This window comes from Streptomyces sp. NPDC051286, from assembly GCF_044455345.1.
Taxonomy (GTDB): Bacteria; Actinomycetota; Actinomycetes; order Streptomycetales; family Streptomycetaceae; genus Streptomyces.
Genome location: NZ_JBITER010000002.1, coordinates 155674 through 178684 on the forward strand (window position 1 = coordinate 155674; position 23011 = coordinate 178684).

20 protein-coding genes are annotated in these 23011 nt (G+C 69.9%); 15 read left to right on the top strand and 5 right to left on the bottom strand.

Going from position 1 to position 23011, the window contains the following annotated elements; all coding sequences use genetic code 11:
- The 3 genes from ilvN (at nt 1) to serA (ending at nt 3741) form a co-directional block, all read left to right on the top strand.
- Nucleotides 1-528, top strand: a complete 528-nt coding sequence (ilvN, locus tag ACIBB8_RS03850) for an acetolactate synthase small subunit (protein ID WP_037690027.1) — start codon at nt 1-3, stop codon at nt 526-528.
- A 348-nt stretch (nt 529-876) separates the two neighbouring features.
- Nucleotides 877-1878, top strand: a complete 1002-nt coding sequence (gene ilvC / locus ACIBB8_RS03855; RefSeq protein ID WP_398948841.1) for a ketol-acid reductoisomerase — start codon at nt 877-879, stop codon at nt 1876-1878.
- Nucleotides 1879-2148: 270 nt separating this feature from the next.
- Entirely contained in the window at nt 2149-3741 is a 1593-nt protein-coding gene (serA, locus tag ACIBB8_RS03860; protein ID WP_398948842.1) for a phosphoglycerate dehydrogenase, read from the top strand.
- Nucleotides 3742-4152: 411 nt separating this feature from the next.
- Here the strand turns inward: serA and ACIBB8_RS03865 are convergent, their stop codons facing one another.
- Nucleotides 4153-5577 (bottom strand): PLP-dependent aminotransferase family protein, encoded by a 1425-nt coding sequence (locus ACIBB8_RS03865; protein WP_398948843.1) that lies wholly within the window; start codon nt 5575-5577, stop codon nt 4153-4155.
- Between the two features lie 47 nt (nt 5578-5624).
- Between ACIBB8_RS03865 and ACIBB8_RS03870 the strand changes: the two genes are divergently transcribed.
- Entirely contained in the window at nt 5625-6107 is a 483-nt protein-coding gene (locus ACIBB8_RS03870; RefSeq protein WP_398948844.1) for a carboxymuconolactone decarboxylase family protein, read from the top strand.
- 13 nt (nt 6108-6120) lie between these two features.
- Here the strand turns inward: ACIBB8_RS03870 and ACIBB8_RS03875 are convergent, their stop codons facing one another.
- Nucleotides 6121-7269, bottom strand: a complete 1149-nt coding sequence (locus tag ACIBB8_RS03875) for a PucR family transcriptional regulator (RefSeq protein WP_398948845.1) — start codon at nt 7267-7269, stop codon at nt 6121-6123.
- A gap of 183 nt (nt 7270-7452) precedes the next feature.
- Here ACIBB8_RS03875 and ACIBB8_RS03880 point away from each other — a divergent pair, with 183 nt between their 5' ends.
- The 3 genes from ACIBB8_RS03880 to ACIBB8_RS03890 all read left to right on the top strand — a co-directional run bounded on the left by ACIBB8_RS03880 (nt 7453) and on the right by ACIBB8_RS03890 (nt 11145).
- Nucleotides 7453-8379: a proline dehydrogenase family protein gene (locus ACIBB8_RS03880; protein ID WP_398948846.1), complete on the top strand. Its 927-nt coding sequence runs from the start codon at nt 7453-7455 to the stop codon at nt 8377-8379.
- A gap of 263 nt (nt 8380-8642) precedes the next feature.
- Nucleotides 8643-10274, top strand: a complete 1632-nt coding sequence (pruA, locus tag ACIBB8_RS03885; protein WP_398948847.1) for an L-glutamate gamma-semialdehyde dehydrogenase — start codon at nt 8643-8645, stop codon at nt 10272-10274.
- Nucleotides 10275-10593: 319 nt separating this feature from the next.
- Nucleotides 10594-11145 (top strand): GNAT family N-acetyltransferase, encoded by a 552-nt coding sequence (locus tag ACIBB8_RS03890; RefSeq protein WP_398948848.1) that lies wholly within the window; start codon nt 10594-10596, stop codon nt 11143-11145.
- 3 nt (nt 11146-11148) lie between these two features.
- Here the strand turns inward: ACIBB8_RS03890 and ACIBB8_RS03895 are convergent, their stop codons facing one another.
- On the bottom strand, nt 11149-12012 hold the full coding sequence (locus ACIBB8_RS03895; protein WP_398948955.1) for an NAD-dependent epimerase/dehydratase family protein: 864 nt from the start codon (nt 12010-12012) through the stop codon (nt 11149-11151).
- 128 nt (nt 12013-12140) lie between these two features.
- Between ACIBB8_RS03895 and ACIBB8_RS03900 the strand changes: the two genes are divergently transcribed.
- The 3 genes from ACIBB8_RS03900 to ACIBB8_RS03910 all read left to right on the top strand — a co-directional run bounded on the left by ACIBB8_RS03900 (nt 12141) and on the right by ACIBB8_RS03910 (nt 13773).
- Nucleotides 12141-12983: a helix-turn-helix transcriptional regulator gene (locus tag ACIBB8_RS03900; RefSeq protein WP_398948850.1), complete on the top strand. Its 843-nt coding sequence runs from the start codon at nt 12141-12143 to the stop codon at nt 12981-12983.
- 46 nt (nt 12984-13029) lie between these two features.
- The gene (locus ACIBB8_RS03905; RefSeq protein WP_398948851.1) at nt 13030-13341 is read left to right on the top strand and encodes a hypothetical protein; all 312 of its coding nucleotides are present in this window, start codon (nt 13030-13032) and stop codon (nt 13339-13341) included.
- A 303-nt stretch (nt 13342-13644) separates the two neighbouring features.
- Nucleotides 13645-13773: a hypothetical protein gene (locus ACIBB8_RS03910; RefSeq protein ID WP_093772350.1), complete on the top strand. Its 129-nt coding sequence runs from the start codon at nt 13645-13647 to the stop codon at nt 13771-13773.
- 21 nt (nt 13774-13794) lie between these two features.
- Here ACIBB8_RS03910 and ACIBB8_RS03915 read toward each other — a convergent pair whose 3' ends face one another.
- Complete coding sequence (locus ACIBB8_RS03915; RefSeq protein WP_398948852.1) at nt 13795-15366, bottom strand: purple acid phosphatase family protein; 1572 nt, start codon at nt 15364-15366, stop codon at nt 13795-13797.
- A 128-nt stretch (nt 15367-15494) separates the two neighbouring features.
- Between ACIBB8_RS03915 and ACIBB8_RS03920 the strand changes: the two genes are divergently transcribed.
- On the top strand, nt 15495-16535 hold the full coding sequence (locus tag ACIBB8_RS03920; RefSeq protein ID WP_398948853.1) for a 3-isopropylmalate dehydrogenase: 1041 nt from the start codon (nt 15495-15497) through the stop codon (nt 16533-16535).
- Nucleotides 16536-16774: 239 nt separating this feature from the next.
- A complete protein-coding gene (locus tag ACIBB8_RS03925; RefSeq protein ID WP_398948854.1) occupies nt 16775-17863 on the top strand; it encodes a branched-chain amino acid aminotransferase in 1089 nt (362 codons plus the stop codon).
- 74 nt (nt 17864-17937) lie between these two features.
- On the opposite strand, the gene ACIBB8_RS03930 is transcribed toward ACIBB8_RS03925, so the two are convergent.
- A complete protein-coding gene (locus tag ACIBB8_RS03930; RefSeq protein ID WP_398948855.1) occupies nt 17938-19380 on the bottom strand; it encodes a cytosine permease in 1443 nt (480 codons plus the stop codon).
- 136 nt (nt 19381-19516) lie between these two features.
- Between ACIBB8_RS03930 and ureA the strand changes: the two genes are divergently transcribed.
- From ureA to ACIBB8_RS03945, 3 genes are read left to right on the top strand one after another with little or no spacing between them, the layout of a single operon-like run.
- Complete coding sequence (gene ureA, locus ACIBB8_RS03935) at nt 19517-20224, top strand: urease subunit gamma (protein ID WP_398948856.1); 708 nt, start codon at nt 19517-19519, stop codon at nt 20222-20224.
- The gene (locus ACIBB8_RS03940) at nt 20221-21912 is read left to right on the top strand and encodes an urease subunit alpha (protein WP_398948858.1); all 1692 of its coding nucleotides are present in this window, start codon (nt 20221-20223) and stop codon (nt 21910-21912) included. The genes ureA and ACIBB8_RS03940 overlap by 4 nt, the downstream gene beginning before the upstream one ends.
- 10 nt (nt 21913-21922) lie before the next feature.
- Nucleotides 21923-22960, top strand: coding sequence for an agmatine/peptidylarginine deiminase (locus ACIBB8_RS03945; protein WP_398948859.1), 1038 nt, complete (start codon nt 21923-21925; stop codon nt 22958-22960).
- Nucleotides 22961-23011 lie beyond the last annotated feature (51 nt).

A 23011-nucleotide genomic window follows, 5' to 3' on the forward strand; every position in this document is an offset into this window, starting at 1 on the left:
ATGTCCAGCAAGCACACGCTCTCCGTCCTGGTCGAGAACAAGCCCGGTGTCCTCGCCCGGATCACGGCCCTGTTCTCCCGCCGCGGCTTCAATATCGACTCACTTGCGGTCGGTACCACCGAGCATCCCGACATCTCCCGCATCACCATCGTCGTGAGTGTCGAGGACCTGCCCCTCGAGCAGGTGACCAAGCAGCTCAACAAGCTGGTCAACGTACTGAAGATCGTCGAACTCGAGCCCTCCGCTGCGATCCAGCGTGAGCTCGTCCTGGTGAAGGTCCGCGCCGACAACGAGACCCGCTCCCAGATCGTCGAGATCGTTCAGCTGTTCCGAGCCAAGACCGTGGATGTCTCTCCGGAGGCCGTCACGATCGAGGCGACCGGCGGCGCCGACAAGCTGGAGGCCATGCTCAAGATGCTGGAGCAGTACGGCATCAAGGAGCTCGTCCAGTCCGGCACCATCGCCATAGGGCGCGGCGCGCGCTCGATCACCGACCGTTCGCTGCGCGCACTCGACCGTACGGCCTAGGAGGGCACTGAAGATCTTGGCCGGGCTCCCGACGCCTTGCACGCACATCTGCGGCGTTGCCAAAACGGCCTGATAGCTCCGCTATGAGGCCGCTTCGGCGCCTTGCAGCTGCACGCACCGGACGCCGCTCGCTGATCCGGCCAAGATCTTCAGCACCCTCCTGGGGCGTGTTTCGAAAGTCCCGCCTGCCATGCGACGCCTGGCCCGCCCTACGGGCGGACGACGCTACTTTCGAAACACGCCGTAGCCGCCACCCCCTCGCCGCTCGCATGGCGAGACCCGAAAACGTTTCTGACGCACCCCGCCGTACGGTGGGACGCACCACCTGCACACCAAGGAGAAGACCCAGTGGCCGAGCTGTTCTACGACGACGATGCCGACCTGTCCATCATCCAGGGCCGCAAAGTCGCGGTCATCGGCTACGGCAGCCAGGGCCACGCCCACGCGCTGTCGCTGCGTGACTCGGGTGTCGACGTCCGTGTGGGGCTGCACGAGGGCTCCAAGTCCAAGGCCAAGGCCGAGGAGCAGGGCCTGCGCGTGGTGACCCCGTATCAGGCCGCCGCCGAGGCCGACGTCATCATGATCCTCGTCCCGGACCCGATCCAGGCCCAGGTCTACGAGGAGTCCATCAAGGACAACCTCAAGGACGGCGACGCGCTGTTCTTCGGCCACGGTCTGAACATCCGGTTCGGTTTCATCAAGCCGCCGGCCAACGTCGACGTCTGCATGGTCGCCCCGAAGGGCCCGGGCCACCTGGTCCGCCGTCAGTATGAGGAGGGCCGCGGCGTTCCGTGCATCGTGGCCGTCGAGCAGGACGCCTCGGGCAACGGCCTGGCGCTCGCCCTCTCGTACGCGAAGGGCATCGGCGGTACCCGCGCCGGCGTCATCAAGACGACCTTCACGGAGGAGACCGAGACCGACCTGTTCGGTGAGCAGGCCGTCCTCTGTGGTGGCACCGCCGCTCTGGTCAAGGCCGGTTTCGAGACCCTGACCGAGGCCGGCTACCAGCCGGAGATCGCGTACTTCGAGTGCCTCCACGAGCTGAAGCTCATCGTCGACCTCATGTACGAGGGCGGCCTGGAGAAGATGCGCTGGTCCATCTCGGAGACCGCCGAGTGGGGCGACTACGTCACCGGCCCGCGGATCATCACGGACGCCACCAAGGCCGAGATGAAGAAGGTCCTCGCCGAGATCCAGGACGGCACCTTCGCCAAGAACTGGATGGCCGAGTACCACAACGGTCTGCCCAAGTACAACGAGTACAAGAAGGCCGACAGCGACCACCTGCTGGAGACCACCGGCCGTGAGCTGCGCAAGCTCATGAGCTGGGTCAACGACGAGGACGCGTAAGTCCTTCGCCGTGGGGCGGGTCTTCGGACCCGCCCCGCGGCGTATCCATCACAACACCGCTGGAAGAGGCGGCGTCGTACGTGTGTACAAGTCGTCCAGCCCCGTGTGGGTGATCCTTCCAACGGGGCGCAGAATGCGCCCTCGCGCATGACTACACTTCTGCACATATACGCGTCAGGCCCACAGTGTCGTGCGTCTTCCACGCGGCAAGCCCCTCCACCGCCTGCGGCCGTCGGGACGGCCGTCCGCACTGGACCTGTGAGGACTCACGTGAGCTCGAAACCTGTCGTACTCATCGCTGAAGAGCTGTCGCCTGCCACGGTTGACGCGCTGGGCCCGGATTTCGACATCCGGCACTGCAACGGCGCGGACCGCGCCGAGCTCCTCCCGGCGATCGCCGATGTCGACGCCATCCTGGTGCGTTCCGCCACCAAGGTCGACGCCGAGGCCATTGTCGCCGCGAAGAAGCTGAAGGTCGTTGCCCGCGCGGGCGTCGGTCTGGACAATGTCGACGTCTCCGCGGCCACCAAGGCCGGCGTGATGGTCGTCAACGCCCCGACCTCCAACATCGTCACCGCCGCCGAGCTGGCCTGCGGTCTGCTGGTCGCCACCGCGCGCAACATCCCCCAGGCCAACACCGCCCTCAAGAAGGGCGAATGGAAGCGCTCCAAGTACACCGGCGTCGAGCTGAGCGAGAAGACCCTGGGTGTCGTCGGCCTCGGCCGCATCGGTGTCCTGGTCGCACAGCGCATGTCGGCCTTCGGCATGAAGATCGTCGCGTACGACCCCTACGTGCAGCCGGCCCGTGCCGCGCAGATGGGCGTCAAGCTCCTCGCGCTGGACGAGCTGCTCGGAGTCTCCGACTTCATCACCGTGCACCTGCCCAAGACCCCTGAGACGCTCGGCCTGATCGGCGACGAGGCGCTGCACAAGGTGAAGCCCTCGGTGCGGATCGTCAACGCCGCGCGCGGCGGCATCGTCGACGAGGAGGCGCTCGCCTCCGCCCTCAAGGAGGGCCGCGTCGCCGGCGCCGGTCTGGACGTGTACACGAAGGAGCCCTGCACGGACTCCCCGCTGTTCGAGTTCGACCAGGTCGTCTGCACGCCGCACCTCGGTGCCTCCACCGACGAGGCCCAGGAGAAGGCGGGCATCGCGGTCGCCAAGTCCGTGCGCCTCGCGCTGGCCGGTGAGCTCGTGCCGGACGCGGTCAACGTCCAGGGCGGCGTCATCGCCGAGGACGTACGTCCTGGGCTGCCCCTCGCCGAGAAGCTCGGCCGTATCTTCACCGCGCTCGCGGGCGAGGTCGCGGCCCGCCTCGACGTCGAGGTGTACGGCGAGATCACCCAGCACGACGTGAAGGTGCTCGAGCTCTCCGCGCTCAAGGGTGTCTTCGAGGACGTCGTCGATGAGACCGTGTCCTACGTCAACGCCCCGCTCTTCGCCCAGGAGCGCGGTGTCGAGGTCCGCCTCACCACCAGCTCCGAGTCGCCGGACCACCGCAATGTGGTGACCGTGCGTGGCACGCTCGCCGACGGCGAGGAGGTCGCGGTCTCCGGCACGCTGGCCGGGCCCAAGCACCTGCAGAAGATCGTCGCGATCGGTGAGCACGATGTGGACCTGGCGCTCGCCGATCACATGGTCGTCCTGAGCTACGAGGACCGTCCCGGCGTCGTCGGCACGGTCGGCAAGATCCTCGGCGAGGCCGGGCTGAACATCGCGGGCATGCAGGTCTCGCGAGCGGACGTGGGTGGCGAGGCGCTGGTCGTGCTCACCGTCGACGACAACGTTCCGCAGGCGGTGCTCAGCGAGATCGCCGAGGAGATCGGCGCGACCTCGGCCCGTTCGGTGAACCTCACCGACTGATTCCGTCGCCTTCTCAGCCGCACCCGGCATACGGGCGTCCTGAACGGACGTCTGCATGCCGGGTGTGCTGCTGTCGTGGGGCGCCCTGAGAGTCCGCCCCACGGTGCCGAGCGCTGTCTGCCGGAGAGGGTTCCGGGACGACACCGCCACCGGCAGGCCCTTCATCAGGCAGAGCAACTCGGTGCGGGCTCCCTGCTGAAGCTGGAAGAAGCGGTGTGCGGCCGTGCAGCACCTCCGGGCCACGCCGTCATTGCGCCGCCCGGTCGCCTCTCGGTACGCACCGTTCAGTCCGGTGAGCTCGCCCGCGCGATGGCCCAGTTCGTCCTGACGCATCGCCGGCAAGGCGGCCAGCGCCAGGGGCGGCGGCGGTTTCGTCCTCCGCGGGCCCGGCCCGGTCATGCGCGGGACCGGTCAGACAGAGGGCGGCGGAAGGGCCCGGCACAGTGCCTCCAGGGCCGCGCCGTACGCATGGTCCGGCGGCGTCGCATAGCCCACGACCAGGCCGTCCTCGGCGGGCATCGTGGCAGCCGGATGCCGGAAGTCGGCGAGTGGGTCCAGAGCGAGCCCCTGCCAGGCCGCGGCCTTGACGGTGGAGCGCTCGGTGCCGGGCGGCAGCCGCAGAACGGCGTGCAGACCTGCCGCGATGCCGGTGGGCGTGATGTGCGGGGCGTGTTCGGCGAGCGCGGCGACCAACTGGTCGCGGCGGCGCCGGTAGTGCTGCCGCATCCGGCGGATGTGCCGGTCGTAGTGGCCGGACTCGATGAACTCGGCGAGCGCGAGCTGGTCCAGGACGCTCGCCCAGCCCTCGCGTTCGCCCTTGGCGGCCAGTACCGCGCCGACGAGCTGCTCGGGGAGCACCATCCAGCCCAGCCGGACCGCGGGGGAGAGGCTCTTGCTGACGGAGCCGAGGTGGACGACCCGTTCCGGGTCGAGCCCCTGGAGGGCGCCGACCGGTTCGCGGTCGTAGCGGAACTCCCCGTCGTAGTCGTCCTCCAGGACCAGCCCGCCGCGGGTGCGCGCCCAGTCGACCGTGGCCGTGCGCCGCTGCGGGTGCAGAGGACCGCCCGTCGGGAACTGGTGGGCCGGGGTGAGCAGCACACTCCGCACGGCCGGCAGTCCGGTCAACTCGCCGGTGCGTGCGCCGTGTTCGTCGAGCGCCAGCGGTACCGTACGCACCGAGGCGGCAGCCAGCAGGGAGCGGTGGAAACCGAGCCCGTACGACTCCACCGCCAGCGGTCCGCGCAGCACCCCGCCGCCGAACAGCAGTCGCAGCGCGTGCGCGAAGCCGGAGCAGATCACGATTCGTTCGGGCGCACAGCGCACCCCTCGGGCGCGTGCCAGATAGCCGGCCAGCGCCCGGCGCAGCTCGATCCGGCCCTGCGGATCACCGGGCCCGAAGGCGTCGTTCGGTGCCGCGTTCACGGCGCGGCGGGAGGCGGCCAGCCAGGGTGTGCGGGGGAAGGAGCCCGCATCCGGCTGGCCCTGCCGGAGGTTGTGCACGGGAGGGGCCGGGCGGGTCGGCGCCTTCTTCGGTACGCGGACCGGGGCCACCGGGGCAGCGCGGTGCGCGACCCGGGTGCCGGAGCCCTGCCGGGCGGTCAGCCAGCCCTCGGCGACCAGCTCGGCATAGGCGTCGGCAACGGTGTTGCGGGCCAGGCCGAGGTCGGCGGCGAGCGAGCGGTAGGGCGGCAGCCGGGTGCCCGGTGCCAGCCTGCCCTCCCGTACGGCGTCCCGCAGCGCGCGGATGAGGACGGTCCGGCGACTGCCGGGACCGGTCAGCTCCAACAGCAGGTCGCTGCCGATCCGTTCCGCCGAATTGACCCATGATTCCGCCATGAAAATGCACCCTACGCGAGGTCGCCCGGCTCCGTAGCGTAGTGGTCATGACGAACAGCGACGCAGTCACCCGCACCCCTCGGATCAACTTCGCCAAGGCCGCGCCGAAAGCGTTCAAGGCCCTCATCGGCTTCGACGCCGCCGCCCGCCAGGACCTGGACCCCGCACTCGTCGAGCTGGTCCAGATCAGGTCCTCCCAGCTCAACGGATGCGCGTACTGCCTCCATATGCACACCACGGACGCCCGCAAGGCCGGTGAGAGCGAGGAGCGGCTGCACATGGTCGCCGTCTGGCCGGAGGCCGCGCACTTCTTCACGGAGAAGGAGCAGGCGGCGCTCGCCCTCACCGAGGCCGTCACCCTGGTCTCCAGGGGCGGCGTCCCGGACGAGGTCTACGCCCGCGCGGCCGCCCACTTCGAGGAGGCCGAACTGGCCGGGCTGCTCGCCCTGATCTTCACGATCAACACCTGGAACCGCATCGCGCTGAGCACGGCCAAGGTGGCCGGCACGGACGAGCGGGCGGCGCACTGAGCGCGGCCGGGGCTCAGAGCCGGGCACCCTTCAGCGCCATGTGCAGCAGCAGCCGGTCCTCGCCGTCGTTGAGGTCCAGGCCGGTGAGCTGCTCGACCCGGGACAGCCGGTAGTAGAGCGTCTGACGGTGGACGCCCAGCTCGGCCGCCGTCCGGCTCGCCTGGCCCGCGCAGTCGAGGAACACCTCGGCGGTGCGGGCCAGCTCCGCGTGGGGCGGGGTGAGCAGCGTCCGGACGGTGAGGTCCGGGGCGGTGTCCGTGGTCGGCGGGAGGGAGGTCAGCAGACGGTACGGGCCGATGGCCGACCACTCGGCGACCGGGCCGAGGCGGGACTCCGCGGCCGCCGCGCGGGCCGCGGCCGCGGCCTCGTGCCAGGCCGAGGCCAGCTCCGGCAGGCCTCGGCGGGGGACTCCGATTCCGGCGGTCGCCGTGCGGCCCGCGGTGGTCCGCAGCCGGTCCGCGGCCGTGACAGCCGGGTCGAGCACGCCGGAGGAGCGCAGCCGGACCAGCGCGGCCAGCGACAGGGTGCCGGCGCGCGCCGGTGACGGGACGGTGGACAGCGCCGCAGCCGACGGCACCGTACGGGCCGACGGGGTCTCGTCCGGCCACGGCGTCACACAGACCACCGTGTGCAGGCCGTCCGCGTCCGGGCCCAGCGCCTCCCGGAGCGCGGCGACCGCCATATCGCGCTGCCACCCCCGCCCGGCGGTGAGCACCGCGCCGAACTCCCGGGACAGGTCCGTGCCGGCCCGCGCCTCGTCGGAGAGCAGTGCCCCGATCCGGGCCGCCACGTCCATCGCCGCGGTCAGTTGCTCGTCGGTCGGCCCGGGGTCCGCGTCGAGCAGCCATACGTAACCGAGCACGACACCCCGATGGCGTACCGGCAGACAGATCCGGTCCCGGAACACACCCGCCTCCGGGGCGGCCGGGATCCGGACCGGGCCGGTGGCACGGGCGATACCGAAGCCCTCGAACCACGCGCGGACCGCCGGGGTGGAGCGCCGGGTCAGGATCGACCGGGTGCGGACCGGGTCCATCGCCGTGTCGTCGTCGCTGTCGTGCGCCCCGAAGGCGACCAGGCCGAAGTCCCGGTCCTCCAGCGTGGCGGGGACCCCGAGCAGTGCGGAGATCTCGTCGACCAGCTCCTGGTAATCGCCCTTCACCCGGCCATTCTCGCACCCCCTTCAGACATATGTCTGAGATCCAGTGCATGGATGCGTGACAGCTGTCGATGGCACAGGATCGGGGAGATCCTTAGATTTCACGGTGGTTCTCCGTGCTGTACCGGTCTGATTCAGTTCCTGCCGATACGGCCCTCGTACATACCTTTCCGTTGGAGGTGCCCCGTGCTGGCTCCCGTGATTCTCGCTGCGTCGCGCAGTGACAAGATGCGCCGATTCATTTCGGCCGCCCCGGGGACCAAGCAGGTCGTCGACCGGTTCATCGCCGGTGAGACGGTCGAGCAGGTCGTCCCGGTCATCAAGGACGCCACCGGGAAGGGCCTGGAGGTCACCCTCGACGTCGTGGGCGAGGACATCACCACGCCGGAGCAGGCCACCGCCGCGCGCGACGCCTACCTGGAGCTGATCGACCGCCTCAAGGACCTCGGCCTGGGCACCAGGGCCGAGATGTCCGTCAAGCTGTCGATGTTCGGCCAAGCGCTGGAGGGCGGCCACGAGATGGCGCTCGCCAACGTCCGCCCCGTCGTCGAGGCCGCCGCGGCGATCGGCACCACGGTGACCCTGGACGCCGAGGACCACACCACCCTCGACTCGATGTTCGCCATCCACGAGGAGCTGCGGAAGGACTACCCGCAGACCGGCTGTGTCATCCAGGCGTACCTGTTCCGCACCGAGGAGGACGCCCGCCGCCTCGCCGCCGCAGGCAGCCGCGTCCGCATCGTGAAGGGCGCCTACAAGGAGCCCGCCTCCGTCGCATACCAGGACAAGGCCGAGATCGACAAGGCGTACGTCCGCATCCTGAAGATCCTGATGGACGGCGAGGGCTACCCGATGATCGGGTCCCACGACCCGCGGCTGATTGCCATCAGCCAGGAGCTGGCACACAAGGCCGGGCGCAAACTGGACGAGTACGAGTTCCAGATGCTGTACGGGATCCGCAGCGACGAGCACGTCCGGCTCGCGGCCGAGGGGCACCGGATGCGCGTCTACACCGCGTACGGCACCGACTGGTACGGCTACTTCATGCGCCGCCTCGCGGAGAAGCCGGCCAACCTGCTGTTCTTCGCCCGCTCCATCCTCACCAAGGGCTGAGCGGTGGCTGTCGTCATCCAGGTGTCAGGACGCATCCTGGATGAGGACAGCCAACGCTCTTCGGCAGGCTGCGCCCGACCCGGTTCCCTTTCGTCGCCGAAAGGCCGAAGGAGCCAGGGAACTCGTGACTCCGCCCCACTGGGGCTTCTCACTCACCCGCCGAACCAAGCTCGTGACGGTCAGGCCCTGACCGCTGCTCAACGTACGTCACCACTTCAGATCCTCTCGGCTGAAGTCAGGGATTCACTCGGAAGAGGTAACTCATGGACGCTGTGACCCAGGTCCCCGCGCCGGTCAACGAGCCGGTCCACTCCTACGCCCCGGGCTCCCCGGAGCGTGCCCGCCTGGAGGCGAAGCTCAAGGAGCTCGCCGAGAACCCGATCGACCTGCCGATGACCATCGGCGGCGAGAAGCGGATGGGCGGCGGCGAGCGCTTCGACGTCGTGCAGCCGCACAACCACAAGGCCGTCATCGGTACCTTCGCCGGCGCCACCGAGCAGGACGCCCAGGACGCGATCGACGCCGCCCTCGCCGCCGCCCCGGCGTGGCGCGCGATGTCCTTCGACGACCGCGCCGCGATCATCCTGCGCGCCGCCGAGCTGCTGTCCGGCCCCTGGCGCGAGACGCTGGCCGCGTCCACGATGCTCGGCCAGTCGAAGACCGCCCAGCAGGCCGAGATCGACACTCCCTGTGAGCTCGTCGACTTCTGGCGCTTCAACGTGCACTACGCGCGCCAGATCCTCGCCGAGCAGCCCCCGGCCAACTCCCCGGGTGTGTGGAACCGCATGGACCACCGCCCGCTGGAGGGCTTCGTCTACGCGATCACGCCGTTCAACTTCACGGCCATCGCGGGTAACCTGCCCACCGCCCCCGCCCTCATGGGCAACGTCGTGGTGTGGAAGCCGTCCCCGACGCAGACCCACTCCGCGGTGCTGCTCATGCAGCTCCTGGAGGAGGCTGGTCTGCCCAAGGGCGTCATCAACCTGGTGACCGGTGACGGCATCGCCGTCTCCGAGGTGGCCCTGAACCACCGCGACCTGGCCGGTATCCACTTCACCGGTTCGACCCCCACCTTCCAGCACCTGTGGAAGACGGTCGGCAACAACATCGCCAACTACCGCACCTACCCGCGGCTCGTCGGCGAGACCGGCGGCAAGGACTTCGTCGTCGCCCACCCGTCGGCCGACCACGCCGTCCTGAAGACCGCGCTGACCCGTGGCTCCTTCGAGTTCCAGGGCCAGAAGTGCTCGGCCTCCTCCCGCGCGTACGTTCCGGCCTCCATCTGGAACTCCGGCTTCAAGGAGAAGTTCGCGGCCGAGGTCGACTCCATCACCATGGGTGACGTCACCGACCTGTCGAACTTCATCGGTGCCGTCATCGACGAGCGCTCGTTCGCCAAGAACAAGGCCGCGATCGACCGCGCCAAGTCCGACCCGTCCTGCACGATCATCGCGGGCGGCACGTACGACGACTCGGTGGGCTACTTCGTCCGTCCGACCGTCATCGAGTGCAGCGACCCGGAGAACGAGGTCTTCACGACCGAGTACTTCGGCCCGATCCTCGCCGTGCACGTCTACGAGGACGACGCGTACGACGAGATGCTGGAGCAGATGGAGTCGGTCTCCGACTACGCGCTGACCGGTTCCGTCATCGCGAACGACCGCGCCGCGGCCGCGCACACGATGGAGAAGCTGCGGTACGCCGCGGGCAACTTCTACATCAACGACAAGTCGACCGGTGCCGTCGTCGGCCAGCAGCCCTTCGGTGGCGGCCGCGCCTCGGGCACGAACGACAAGGCGGGCGCCCCGCAGAACCTGCAGCGCTGGACGCTGACCCGCGCCATCAAGGAGACGCTGGTCCCGCCGACCGACTACACCTACCCCCACCAGGGCTGACGCCCCCCGGGACGCCGCCCGTCGGCGTCCCGCCTTGATTCCCGCCTCCCGCCCGGTTCCCCTGCCGGGCGGGAGGCGGTTTCCATGTCGGCCCCTCCGGCAGGTTCTCAGTACAGGAACCGCTTCACCACCGCGTCGCCCGAATCCGCGGCCCGCTCACAGAAGTCCAGCACCCGCCGGTAGTGGTGGGCGAGGGCACCGCGGACCTCGGGCTCCGCAGACCCCAGTGCGCGGCGACGCCACCGGCGGCGCGCCGCAGCTCATCGAACGGATGCGTCCTGAGTCCCTGGTGGCACAGGTGCCTGAGAGGCTGGGTGACATGACTGAGCCGTTGTGGCACATCGCGCACACCTACGAGCTGACCCCGACCGCCCGTGACGGGATCCGCACCTTCCTCGACACCGCTTTCGAGGGCGCCTTCAGCGACGACGACTGGGACCACACCCTGGGCGGCATCCACGCCTACGCACGCGACAGCGGCGGTCTCCTCGCCCACGGCAGTGTCGTCCAGCGCCGGGTGATCCACGCCCACCGCTCGTACCGCATCGGCTATGTCGAGGGCGTGGCCGTCCGCGCCGACCGGCGCCGCGAGGGGCTCGGCGGCCGGGTGATGGCTGCGCTGGAACGCGTCATCGACGGGGCGTACACGTTCGGCGCGCTGTCCGCCTCCGCCTCCGCCACCGGGGCCGGGCTGTACGCGGCGCGTGGCTGGCAGGTGTGGCAGGGGCGGATCGGCGTGCAGGGGCTGAGCCGGGTGGAGCTGCTGCCGGACGAGGAGGGCAGTACGTACGTCAGGGCGGCGGGCAGCCGCCCACTGCCCTCCCCGTCCCGGATGCTGATCTTCGACTGGCGCGACGGCGACGTGCTCTGATCCCTACAGGGCCCCCGCGTCCCGCGCCGTCCACACCGAGGGATACAGCGGCCGGAAGCCCAGCTCGTCCCGGGCCCGCAGCGTCGACATGATTCCGTACCACGGGTCGGGGTCGACCCGGTCGGCCGACTCGGCCGGCAACGCGACGCCGTTGAGCTGGTGCAACTCCACCGCCGTCACCGGCGCGTCGTCCGAGAAGTTGTAGCGGCGACCCGCCAGGCCCGGTGCGTACAGCAGCCGCAGCAGTCCCTGCGCGACATCCGCGTGGTGCACCATCGCGAGCCGCTGCGTGGCCGCCCACTGCCCGGCCCAGGCCATCGACTGCGCGAGGTGCGGGTCGCCCTCGCCGTACACAAAGGCCAGGACGGCGACCCGGACATCGAGCCCGTGGTCGCGGTGGAGCGCGAGCAGGCCCTCCTCGGCCGCCACCTTGGACTCGGTGTACGGACCCCACAGCTGCCCGCCCGGCACCGGGGCGTCGTCCTCCGTCAGCGGCCGGCCGCGCCCCGCGCCGTACGCGAGATTCGTGCCGACCTGCACGAACCGCTGCGTGCCTGCCTCAACGGCCGCCCGGCCCAGCGCCACCGCGGCGGCGTGGTTGACCGCCCACGCCTCCTCGTCCGGCACCCCGCGGAACGCCGCCGCGATGTTCACCACCGCGTCTGTTCCGGCCAGCGCCTTCCGTACGTCCTCCGGGTCCCGCAGGTCACCGACGACGACCTCGGCCCCCAGCGCCGCGAAGGGCGTCCCCCGCTCCTCGTCCCGCACGATCACTCGCACCGTGTCACCGGCGGCGGCCCGCTGCAGCAGCCGCGGTACGAAACGTCGGCCGACCTCACCCGTGGCACCCGTCACCAGAATCAGCATCATCGGTTCCTCTCGTCGCTTCCGATGTCCCTCACCCTGCGACGAGTCGCCGGCCGGCGGGAGAGACGCGGTTATCCGGGGACCGGCACTCCCTGGATACGGATCCGTGCGCAAGCCATGCTGGGGACGTGGACCTCGACCGATCGGAACTCGCCGACTTTCTGCGCCGCTGCCGCGCCCGCCTCGAACCGGCCGACGTGGGGCTGACCGCCGGCTCCCGGCGACGCACCCCGGGGCTGCGGCGGGAGGAGGTCGCGCATCTCGCCGGTGCCTCCGTGGACCACTACACGCGCCTGGAGCAGGGCCGCGGCTCACGCCCCTCGCGTCAGATGCTCTCCGCGGTGGCCAGGGCGTTGCGGCTGAGCGAGGACGAGCGCGACCACCTTTTCCGACTGGCCGGGGAGGAGCCGCCGAGCGACCGCCACGGCCCCACACAGCATGTGCGCCCCGGGCTGTTGATGGTCCTCGACCGGCTGCACGACGCACCCGCCCAGGTCCTGAGCGACCGCGGGGAGGTCCTCGCCCAGAACGCCATGGCCGTGGCGCTGACCGGTGAGCACCAGCCGGGGCACAACATCATCCGGTCCTGGTTCACCGCCCCCGAAGGGCGGGCGCTCTTCCCGTCCGAGGACCACGAGGCGCACTCCCGCACCCATGTCGGCCAGCTCCGCGCGGTGCTCGCCGCCCGCCCCGATGATGTCGCCCTCGTCGCCCTCGTCGACGAACTGCGTGCGGCGAGCGAGGAGTTCGATCTGCTGTGGGCCGAGCACGTGGTCGCCGTGCGGCGCGCCGAGCACAAGCGGTTCGTGCACCCGGTCGTCGGGGAGCTGGACCTGGAATGCGAGGTGCTGCTCAGCGCCGACCACGGACAGGTGCTGGTCATCCACACGGCCCGGCCCGGCACGGACGCGTACGAACGGCTGCAGTTGCTGCGTGTGGTGGGCCTTCAGGACCTGACCGTCGGGCCGTGACCGGTCAGGACCTGAGCTTGCGGCGCGTGCCCGGTACATCAGGTCGATGAAGTGTCCGCCGTCACCGGGCGGGGCGTACGGGTGCTCGGAGAACGCCTGGTGGGCCACCACCCAGGAGACCTGGGGCACCGTGCCGGTCAGGCTGTCGGCTCTGATGGCGGCGGCGATGTCGTCCGGTGCCGAGGCCGGTGGTGGCAAGCACGGACGCCATTCCGCGGTCGGGCAGCGCGCTGCCGGGCGCCGTGGCCGTGAACTTCGTGAAATCTCCCTCGAAGGAGTACCCGACAACGTGGGGATCACTGATCTCGGACCGGAGTGGCCGACCCGCGCCTTCGGCTATGTCACCGCCCTTGAGTAGGCGCAATCCCTCGCCGCCCGGGCTCTGATCCGGAAACCGGGGCAGCAGGCCGTAAACCTCCGTCTCAGATAGTAGGAAGTCCGAGTAATTGTGGAGACAGACCGGCCGAGCTGTCCTAGCTTTGTAGAAGCCGAACGTCTCGCTAGATCCAGCGACCGGCGGTCGTGAGCGCGTGCTCCCGTGCAGGCAACCCCTGCGGCACCCGCTCCCCGCCCCTTCCGGCGCCTCGAAATCCCGATCTCGAAATCACGCTCACGTTTTTTCGATCTCGAAATCCTCGCGATCTCAAGGAGTCGATCCACCATGGCCGAGACGACTGTCCGCCGCGTCCGACACACCCATCGCCCGACCGAGTCGGAGCGCCAGAATGCCGCCGCCGCCCTGCAGCGAGCCCTCGACCGCAGGGACAACGGCGGCTCCACCGGCCATTGAGGCCGGTGGAGCCGGCAGTGCTCAGCCGCGGCTGATCTCGAAGTGGTCGATGCGCTCGCCCGACTCGGCGAGCGCGGTGACCTTCATCCGGGCATGCTGTCCGGGCTGGACCTCCACCGCGAGGAACGAGAAGCCGGTGTAGCGCACCCGCGACCACTCCACGGTCTCGGTCGCCCTGCCGCCGCCCTTGACCACGTGGTACGTGTCCACGCTCTCCTGGTCCTTGATGTGCCCCTCGTACGTGTCGGGCGCCGGGAAGTTGTACAGCGACTTGCCCGCGCCGCCCGCCGTGACGTACACGATGCCGTCCCGCGTCGGGTCGGTGCGCTCGCCGATCGGCACCTTCCGTGCGACCGCGTTCTTCAGTATCGCGTCGGTGCGCTCGTACACGTGGTTGTGGCCGTTGATGACCAGGTCCACCTGGTGCTTCTCGAAGAGGGGCACCCAGGCATCCCGCACACCGCCGTCCGACGCGTGCAGGTTGGTCGTCGAGAAGGCGCAGTGGTGGAAGAAGACCACGATGAAGTCGATGTCGTGGCGGGCCCTCAGCTCGCCGAGGCGACGGTCCAGCCAGCGGGTCTGCCTGCCGTCGCTGATCCCGAAGTTGGCGGGGATCTCGTACGAGACGTCGTTGGCGTCGAGCGCGACCACGCCCACGTTGCCGTGCACGAACGAGTAGGCGCCGGGCTGACCCACCGGGTCGGGGCCGTTGTCCGGCAGCGACCAGCGGGCGTTCTGGCCGCCGTAGCCGTCGGGCGAGTACCACGCCTCCATGTCGTGGTTGCCGGTGGTCACCATCCACGGCACGGTCTTCGAGACGGTCTCCGTCTGTGCCAGGAACTGGTCCCAGGTGCGGGCGTCGTACGTGTCGGTCGCCTGGCCCATGCCGGACGGGTCGGCGTAGCAGATGTCGCCCGCGTGCAGGTGGAAGGCCGGGTTCTGGCCCAGGATCAGCTGGTCGTTGCCGAGGGCGTGGTAGCTGACGCCCTGGTCACCGAAGGCGGTGAAGGTGAAGGACTCGGCGCGCGAAGGTGCGGTCGTGAAGGTGCCGAGCGTGCCCAGATTGCGGGTGTCCGCCGGGTCGAAGCCGTCGTGGCCGACGCCGTAGTAGTACGTCGTGCCGGGCTGCAGCCGGTCCAGGCCCGCGTGTACGTAGAACTGCTCGGCGGCCGCGATCTTGCCGTCGTTCAGCAGCGGGGTGGTCAGGTGCCGCACCTCGGCGTCGATCTTGCGGCTCAGCGCCCACGGCTTGAGGCCGATGCGGATGTACGGGCGCCGGACGGCGAACGGGACCTGCCAGGAGACCCGCATCTGCGTCTTCGGGTCGGCGCCGTACGCGAGATGGCGGCCGAACGGTGCAACCAGCGAGCCGTCCACCTGGGTGGAGGTGCGCGGGGTGAGCACCGTGGGTGCGGCGAAGGCGGGCGGGGCCGCGAGCCCGGTGCCCAGACCGGCACTGGCGACGGCCGCGGTCGCCACGCTCGTGCGCAGCACGCCGCGCCGGGTCAGCCGGGTGCGCAGATAGTCGTGCTGCTCCGCCATGGTCATGCGGTTGGCGAGCTTCTCGGGGATGCCGAAGCGGGGGATGTCCATGGCCAGACCATCCACCTGCGTGCTGACGCCACCCCATCGGACGGGTGAATGGCGCGCGCACAACTCCCCATGCGTCCGTATAGTGGATGTAAAATGTCACTAAGCGGGACTGGCGGTAGGGTGCCGACATGACTCGCAGCATCAATCTCGCAGTGGTCCCCGGTGACGGTATCGGCCAGGAGGTCGTGGCTCAGGGCCTCAAGGTCCTCCACGCTGTCCTCCCGCAGGATGTGAAGCTGGAGACCAAGGAGTACGACTTCGGCGCCAAGCGTTACCACGCGACCGGTGAGACCCTCACCGACGCCGATGTCCAGGCGCTCAAGCAGCACGACGCGATCCTGCTCGGCGCGATCGGTGACCCCTCGGTCCCGTCCGGAGTCCTGGAGCGCGGCTTCCTGCTGAAGCTCCGTTTCCTCTTCGACCACCATGTGAACCTGCGGCCGTCGAAGCTCCTCCCGGGTGTCGCGACCCCCCTCAAGGGGCAGCCGGAGATCGACTTCGTCGTGGTCCGCGAGGGCACCGAGGGTCCGTACACCGGCAACGGTGGCTCGATCCGCACCGGCACCCCGCACGAGGTCGCCACCGAGGTCTCGGTCAACACCGCCTTCGGTGTCGAGCGCGTGGTCCGTGACGCCTTCGCCCGCGCCCAGGCCCGCCCGCGCAAGAAGCTGACGCTGGTCCACAAGAACAACGTGCTGACCTACGCCGGGCACCTGTGGACCAACATCTTCAACAAGGTCGCGGCCGAGTTCCCGGACGTCGCCACCGACTACCTGCACGTGGACGCGGCGACGATCTTCCTCGTCACGCAGCCCGAGCGCTTCGACGTGATCGTCACCGACAACCTCTTCGGCGACATCATCACCGACCTCGCCGCGGCCGTCTCCGGCGGCATCGGCGTCGCGGCCTCGGGGAACATCAACCCGAGCGGCGAGTTCCCCTCGATGTTCGAGCCGGTGCACGGATCCGCCCCGGACATCGCGGGACAGGGCAAGGCCGACCCCACGGCCACGGTGCTCTCCGTCGCCCTCCTGCTGCGCCACCTGGGCTACGAGGCCGAGGCCGTGCGCATCGAGGAGGCCGTCTCCGCCGACCTCGCGGAGCGCGGGGACACCCCTCGTACGACCTCGGAAATCGGTGACGTGCTCGCGGTACGCGTAGCGAGCTGACCCGACGACTCCACTTCGAAGCCGCCGGGTCGCCACCGCACCCGGCGGCTTCTCCTGTGTGGTCCCGGGTGCCACCATCGAACCCTGGACCGCATTCGCGTCATTTCGTGCACGGGTCCCCGCGAGAGATAATCGAACGGGCCGTGGCTTGCGGTAGAGCTCGGACATCCCAGCACCTGTCTGACAGGAGCCGGCGTGAGCGCGGTCCATCACACACAAAACCGGTGAAGGACACGCACATGACGACGCCCACGATCGAGCTCAAGCCCTCTTCGACCCCGCTGTCCGACGCGGAGCGCGAGGCGATGCTGGCCAACCCCGGATTCGGCCGCTACTTCACCGATCACATGGTGATCATCAAGTGGACCGAAGGCCGCGGCTGGCACGACGGCCAACTCGTTCCCTACGGCCCGCTGTCGATCGACCCCGCCACCAACGTCCTGCATTACGCGCAGGAGATCTTCGAGGGGCTGAAGGCCTACCGCCACCCCGACGATTCGGTCGCCCTGTTCCGCCCCGACGCCAACGCCCGCCGCTTCCAGGCCTCCGCGCACCGGCTGGCCATGCCGGAGCTCCCGGTCGAGACCTTCATCGCGGCCTGCGACGCGCTGGTCCAGCAGGACAAGGCATGGGTTCCGGCGCACGGTGGCGAGGAGTCCCTGTACCTGCGCCCGTTCATGATCGCGTCCGAGGTCGGCCTCGGTGTGAAGCCCGCCAACGAGTACCTCTTCATCGTCATCGCCTCGCCCGCCGGCGCCTACTTCCCCGGTGGCGTCAAGCCCGTCTCGATCTGGCTCTCAGAGGACCGCGTGCGCGCCGTCCCCGGCGGCATGGGCGACGCCAAGACCGGCGGCAACTACGCGGCGTCCCTGCTTGCCCAGGCCGAGGCCGCGGCCAAGGGCTGTGACCAGGTCGCGTACCTCGACGCCGTCGAGCACACATGGGTCGAGGAGCTGGGCGGCATGAACCTGTACTTCGTGTACGGGAACAAGATCGTCACCCCGGAGCTCACCGGCTCCCTCCTCGCGGGCATCACCCGCGACTCGCTGCTCGCGGTCGCCCGTGATCTCGGCTACGAGTCCGAGGAGGGCCGCGTCTCCATCGACCAGTGGAAGGCCGACACCGAGAACGGCAGCCTCACCGAGGTGTTCGCCTGTGGTACCGCAGCCGTGATCACCCCGGTCGGCACGGTCAAGTCCAAGCGCGGCGAATGGACCCAGGCCAACGGGCAGCCGGGCGAGGTCACGATGAAGCTGCGCAAGGCGCTGCTCGACATCCAGACCGGTGCGGCCGAGGACAAGCACGGCTGGACGCACAAGCTCGGCTGACGCATACAGCATGCCAGAACGCTTGAGGGCCGCCCCGTACGGAACGGGGCGGCCCTCAAGCGCGGGGGAGCGGATCAGCCGGCCTTGACCCCCGCCGCCGCCTCGACGACGGCCTCGGTCCCCTCGGCGGCCGGCACGGGCTGGGTCCGGGAAAGCACCAGGTAGGTGATGCCGCCGGTCACGCCGGAGAGGACGAAGCTGCAGTCGACGCCGCCGGTGAACGCCAGCAGCGGGCCCTCGTACACCGAGGTGGACACGGCGAGCAGACCGACGGTCGCGCCCACCGCCCAGGAGATGACGGCCGGGATGTTCCAGCCGCCCGAGTACCAGTAGATGCCGCCGACCGAGCGCCGGTTGAAGACCTGGAGCGCGTCCGGGTCGTACACGCCCTCGCAGCGCTTGTAGCCGACGAGCGTGATGACCGCCCAGGGCGTGCCGAGGGCGGTCAGCAGCAGCACGAACGACGTCATCGCGGACTGCACGCTCCAGGTGAACGCGCCCAGGAAGACGAAGACGGTGGCGACCACGGCCACGACGAGGGTGCACATGGTGCGGCTGGCCTTCGGCATGATCGCGTCCAGGTCCAGGCCCATGGAGTAGAGCATCAGGCCGGAGTTGCCGACGGAGCCGGCGAAGGCGGCGATCAGCAGCGGCACCAGGTACCAGACCGGGGAGTGGGCGACGAGCGGACCGGCGTAGTCGGCGCCGGCGCGGGCGGCGAGCGCGGTGTAGGTACCGAACAGTTGCGGCACCAGCAGGCCGAGGAGCAGGCCGGTACAGGTGGCCCAGTACACCGAGCGCTTGCTGTGGCGGTTCGGCGAGACATACCGGGTGTAGTCACCGAGCAGGGTGATGAAGGCCACAGGGCCGGACAGGCCGGCGGCGACCGCAGAGAGCACCCAGGTGGGCCAGAACGAGCCGAGCAGATACGAGGTGTCCGGCGGGGCGGCGGTGGTGAAGTCGCCCGCGTAGGCGAAGACACCGGCCAGCAGCAGCAGGGTCATGCCGATGGACAGCGTCTTGCTGAGCTTGAGCAGCAGCTTGTAGCCGTAGACCGCGCCGACCACGGTGAAGGCCGCCAGCACCGCGTACATCAGGGCGTGCGTCACACCGTTGTCGGGCAGTCCGACCAGCCGCTCCAGGGTGCCGACCATCACATCGCCGCCGATCCACAGGGTCAGCGCGGTGTAGCCGAGCGCGAGCAGCAGACCGACGATCGAGCCGACGAGCCGGCCCTTCACGCCGAACTGGGCGCCGCTGGAGGTGGAGAGATTGGTCGCCGTGCGGAGCGAGACGAGTGCGAGCGGCGCGGTGAACGCGATGCCTACGACGGTTCCCGTCAGGACCGAGGTCAGGGACGGCACCAGGCCGAGCCCGAAGGACGGTGGGAGCCAGCCGAAGACGATGACGCCGAGGCAGAGATTCGAGCCCAGGAGCAGGCTCACGAGGTCACGAGGACCGCTGGTGCGCTCCTCGTCGGGGATGGTGTCGACTCCGCGCTGCTCTATCACTGGCATGAGTTCTTCCCCTTGCGCTTGAACGGAATGAAAGTTTGAGCGACGTTCAATGTGAGGCAAGGCTGCATCTAAGTCAATGGTTCCGCTCGATCAATGAGATTGTTAGAGTGATGCTCTAAATAGGAGGTGTGGTGGCGTGCGACTTACCCCCACGGAACGTGACCGGCTTCTGCTGTTCGGAGCCGCAGAACTGGCGCGGGCCCGCCGTGCTCGCGGGTTGAAGCTCAATGTCCCCGAGGCGACTGCTCTCATCGCGGACACCGTGTGCGAGGCGGCCCGCGACGGCCGTCGGCTCGCCGAGGCCATCGAGGCGGCCCGCAACGTGCTCGGCCCCGACGACGTGCTGCCCGGTGTGGCGGACGTGGTGACCGAGGTGATGGTCGAGGCCGTGTTCGACGACGGCTCCCGGCTCGCGGTCGTCTCCGACCCGATCGGCGGAGGCTCCCTCGGCGACGCCGCCCCGGGCGCGGTGCTGCCCGGACCGGCTCACGAGGAGCCGGAGCCGGAGGTGCGCATGGTCGTGCGGAACACCGCGGCCGTCCCGGTCAGCGTCACCTCGCATTTCCACTTCTTCGAGTCCAATCCCCGCCTCGACTTCGACCGTGCCGCTGCCTACGGCATGCGGCTGAGCATCCCGGCCGGCTCCTCCGCCCGCTTCGACGCGGGCGGCGAGGCCGAGGTCGGCCTCGTGCCGATCGGCGGCGAGCGCGTCGCCATCGGCTTCGCCGGCCTCGTCGACGGCCCGCTGGACGCGCCGGGCGCCAAGGAGGAGGCCCTGCGCAGAGCAGTGGCCTGCGGATACCTGGGTGCCGACCGGTCCGAGCAGAAAGGAGCTGAGGGATGACCACCATCGACCCTCGTGACTACGCAGCCGTACACGGCCCCCGTGCCGGTGACCGGGTCGTCCTCGGCGACTCCGGCCTCGTCGTACGTGTCGAGTCCGACACCCAGAAGCCGGGCGAGGAGTTCCTGGCCGGCTTCGGCAAGACCGCCCGCGACGGACTGCACCTGAAGGCCGCCGCGGTCCGCGAGACCTGCGACGTCGTCATCAGTAACGTCCTGGTGATCGACGCGGTGCAGGGCATCCGCAAGGTGTCCATCGGCATCCGGGAAGGCCGCATCCACGCGATCGGCCGAGCCGGCAACCCCGACACCCTCGACGGCGTCGACGTCGTCGTCGGCACCGGCACCTCGATCGTCTCCGGCGAGGGCATGATCGCCACCGCCGGCGCCATCGACACCCATGTGCACGTGCTGTCGCCGCGCATCATGGAGGCGTCGCTCAGCTCCGGCGTCACCACGATCATCGGCCAGGAGTTCGGCCCGGTCTGGGGCGTCGGCGTCAACTCGCCGTGGGCCCTGAACCACGCCTTCAACGCCTTCGACGCCTGGCCCGTCAACATCGGCTTCCTCGGCCGCGGCTCCTCCTCGCACGGCGCCCCCCTGGTCGAGGCCCTCGCCGAGGGCGGCGCCCTGGGCTTCAAGGTCCACGAGGACATGGGCGCGCATACCCGAGCCCTGGACACCGCCCTGCGGGTCGCCGAGGAACACGACGTCCAGGTCGCCCTGCACAGCGACGGCCTCAATGAGTGCCTCTCGGTCGAGGACACCCTGCGCGTCCTCGACGGCCGTACGATCCACGCCTTCCACATTGAGGGCTGCGGCGGCGGTCACGTGCCGAACGTGCTCAAGATGGCGGGCGTGCCGAACGTCATCGGCTCGTCCACCAACCCCACCCTGCCCTTCGGCCGGGACGCGGTCGCCGAGCACTACGGCATGATCGTCTCCGTCCACGACCTGAAGACGGACCTGCCCGGCGACGCCGCCATGGCCCGCGACCGTATCCGCGCGGGCACGATGGGCGCCGAGGACGTTCTGCACGACCTGGGCGCGATCGGCATCACGTCGTCCGACGCGCAGGGCATGGGCCGCGCCGGCGAGACCGTACGCCGCACCTTCGCCATGGCCGGGAAGATGAAGGCCGAGCTGGGTCCCATGGCCGGCGACGGCGAGCACGACGACAACGCGCGTGTGCTGCGCTACATGGCCAAGCTCACCATCAACCCCGCCATCGCCCACGGCCTCTCCCACGAGATCGGCTCGATCGAGGCCGGCAAGCTCGCCGACATCGTGCTGTGGCGCCCGGAGTACTTCGGCGCCAAGCCGCAGCTGGTGCTCAAGTCCGGCTTCCCCGCCTGGGGCGTCACCGGCGACCCCAACGCCGCCACCGACACCTGCGAACCGCTCGTCCTCGGCCCGCAGCTCGGCGCCCACGGCGCCACCGCCGCCGACATCTCCGTCGCCTTCGTCGCCGGCGCCGCACTCGAGCAGGGCAACGACCGGATGCCCACGCGCCGCCGTCGGGTCGCTGTCCGCGGCACCCGTGGCATCGGCCCCGCCGACCTGATGTTCAACTCCCGCATCGGAGACGTCCAGGTCGACGGCCGCACCGGCCTCGTCTCCCTCGACGGCGACCCGATCCGCTCCGAGCCCGCCGAATCCGTCTCCCTCAACCGCCTCTACTTCCTGTGAGGACCCCCGCATGAGTAGCACCCCCGTCGCCGACGGCTTCCGCATGCCCGCCGAGTGGGCTCCGCACGAGCGCACCTGGATGGCCTGGCCCAGCGTCAACGCCACCTTCACCGACGCCGAGGAACTGGACTCGGCCCGCACGGCCTGGGCCGAGGTCGCCCGCACCGTCCGCCGCTTCGAGCCGGTCACCGTGGTCGTCGGCCTGGGCGAGACGGGCAACGCCCGCACGTACCTCGGTGACGACGTCGACATCGTCGAGCAGGAGCTGAACGACGCCTGGATGCGCGACATCGGCCCCACCTTTGTCACCGACGGCACCGAGATCCGCGCGGTGGACTGGATCTTCAACGGCTGGGGCGCCCAGGACTGGGCCAGCTGGGAGCACGACTCCAAGATCGCGGCGCATGTCGCCGATCGGGCGGGCGTGGCCTCGTACGCTTCGAAGCTCGTGAATGAGGGCGGCGGCATCCACGTCGACGGCGAGGGCACGGTCCTGCTGACCGAGACCGTCCAGCTCGGCCCGGAGCGCAACCCGGACTGGACCAAGGAGCAGGTCGAGGCCGAGATCCACGCCCACCTGGGCACCACCAAGGCCATCTGGCTGCCGCGCGGCCTGACCGCCGACTACGGCACCTACGGAACCCTGGGCCACGTCGACATCGTCGCCTCCTTCGCCCGCCCCGGCACGGTCCTGGTCCACACCCAGCCCGACCCGGCGCACCCGGACCACGATGTCTCCAAGGAGATCGTCGCGTTCCTGCGTACCCAGACGGACGCGAAGGGCCGTGCCCTGGAGATCATCGAGGTGGCCGCGCCGACCGTCCTGCAGGAGGACGGCGACTGGGTCGACTACTCGTACATCAACCACTACATCTGCAACGGCGGCGTGGTGCTGTGCGGTTTCGGCGATGCCGAGCGCGACGAGAACGCGGCGGCGATCTTCCGCGGTGTCTTCCCGGACCGCGAGGTGACGTTGGTCGACGCCCGCCCGATCTTCGCCAACGGCGGCGGCATCCACTGCATCACCCAGCAGCAGCCGCGCGTCTGACACCGTTCACCACCCCATGGCACACCGCCGGGGCCGGACGGGTCCTCACCC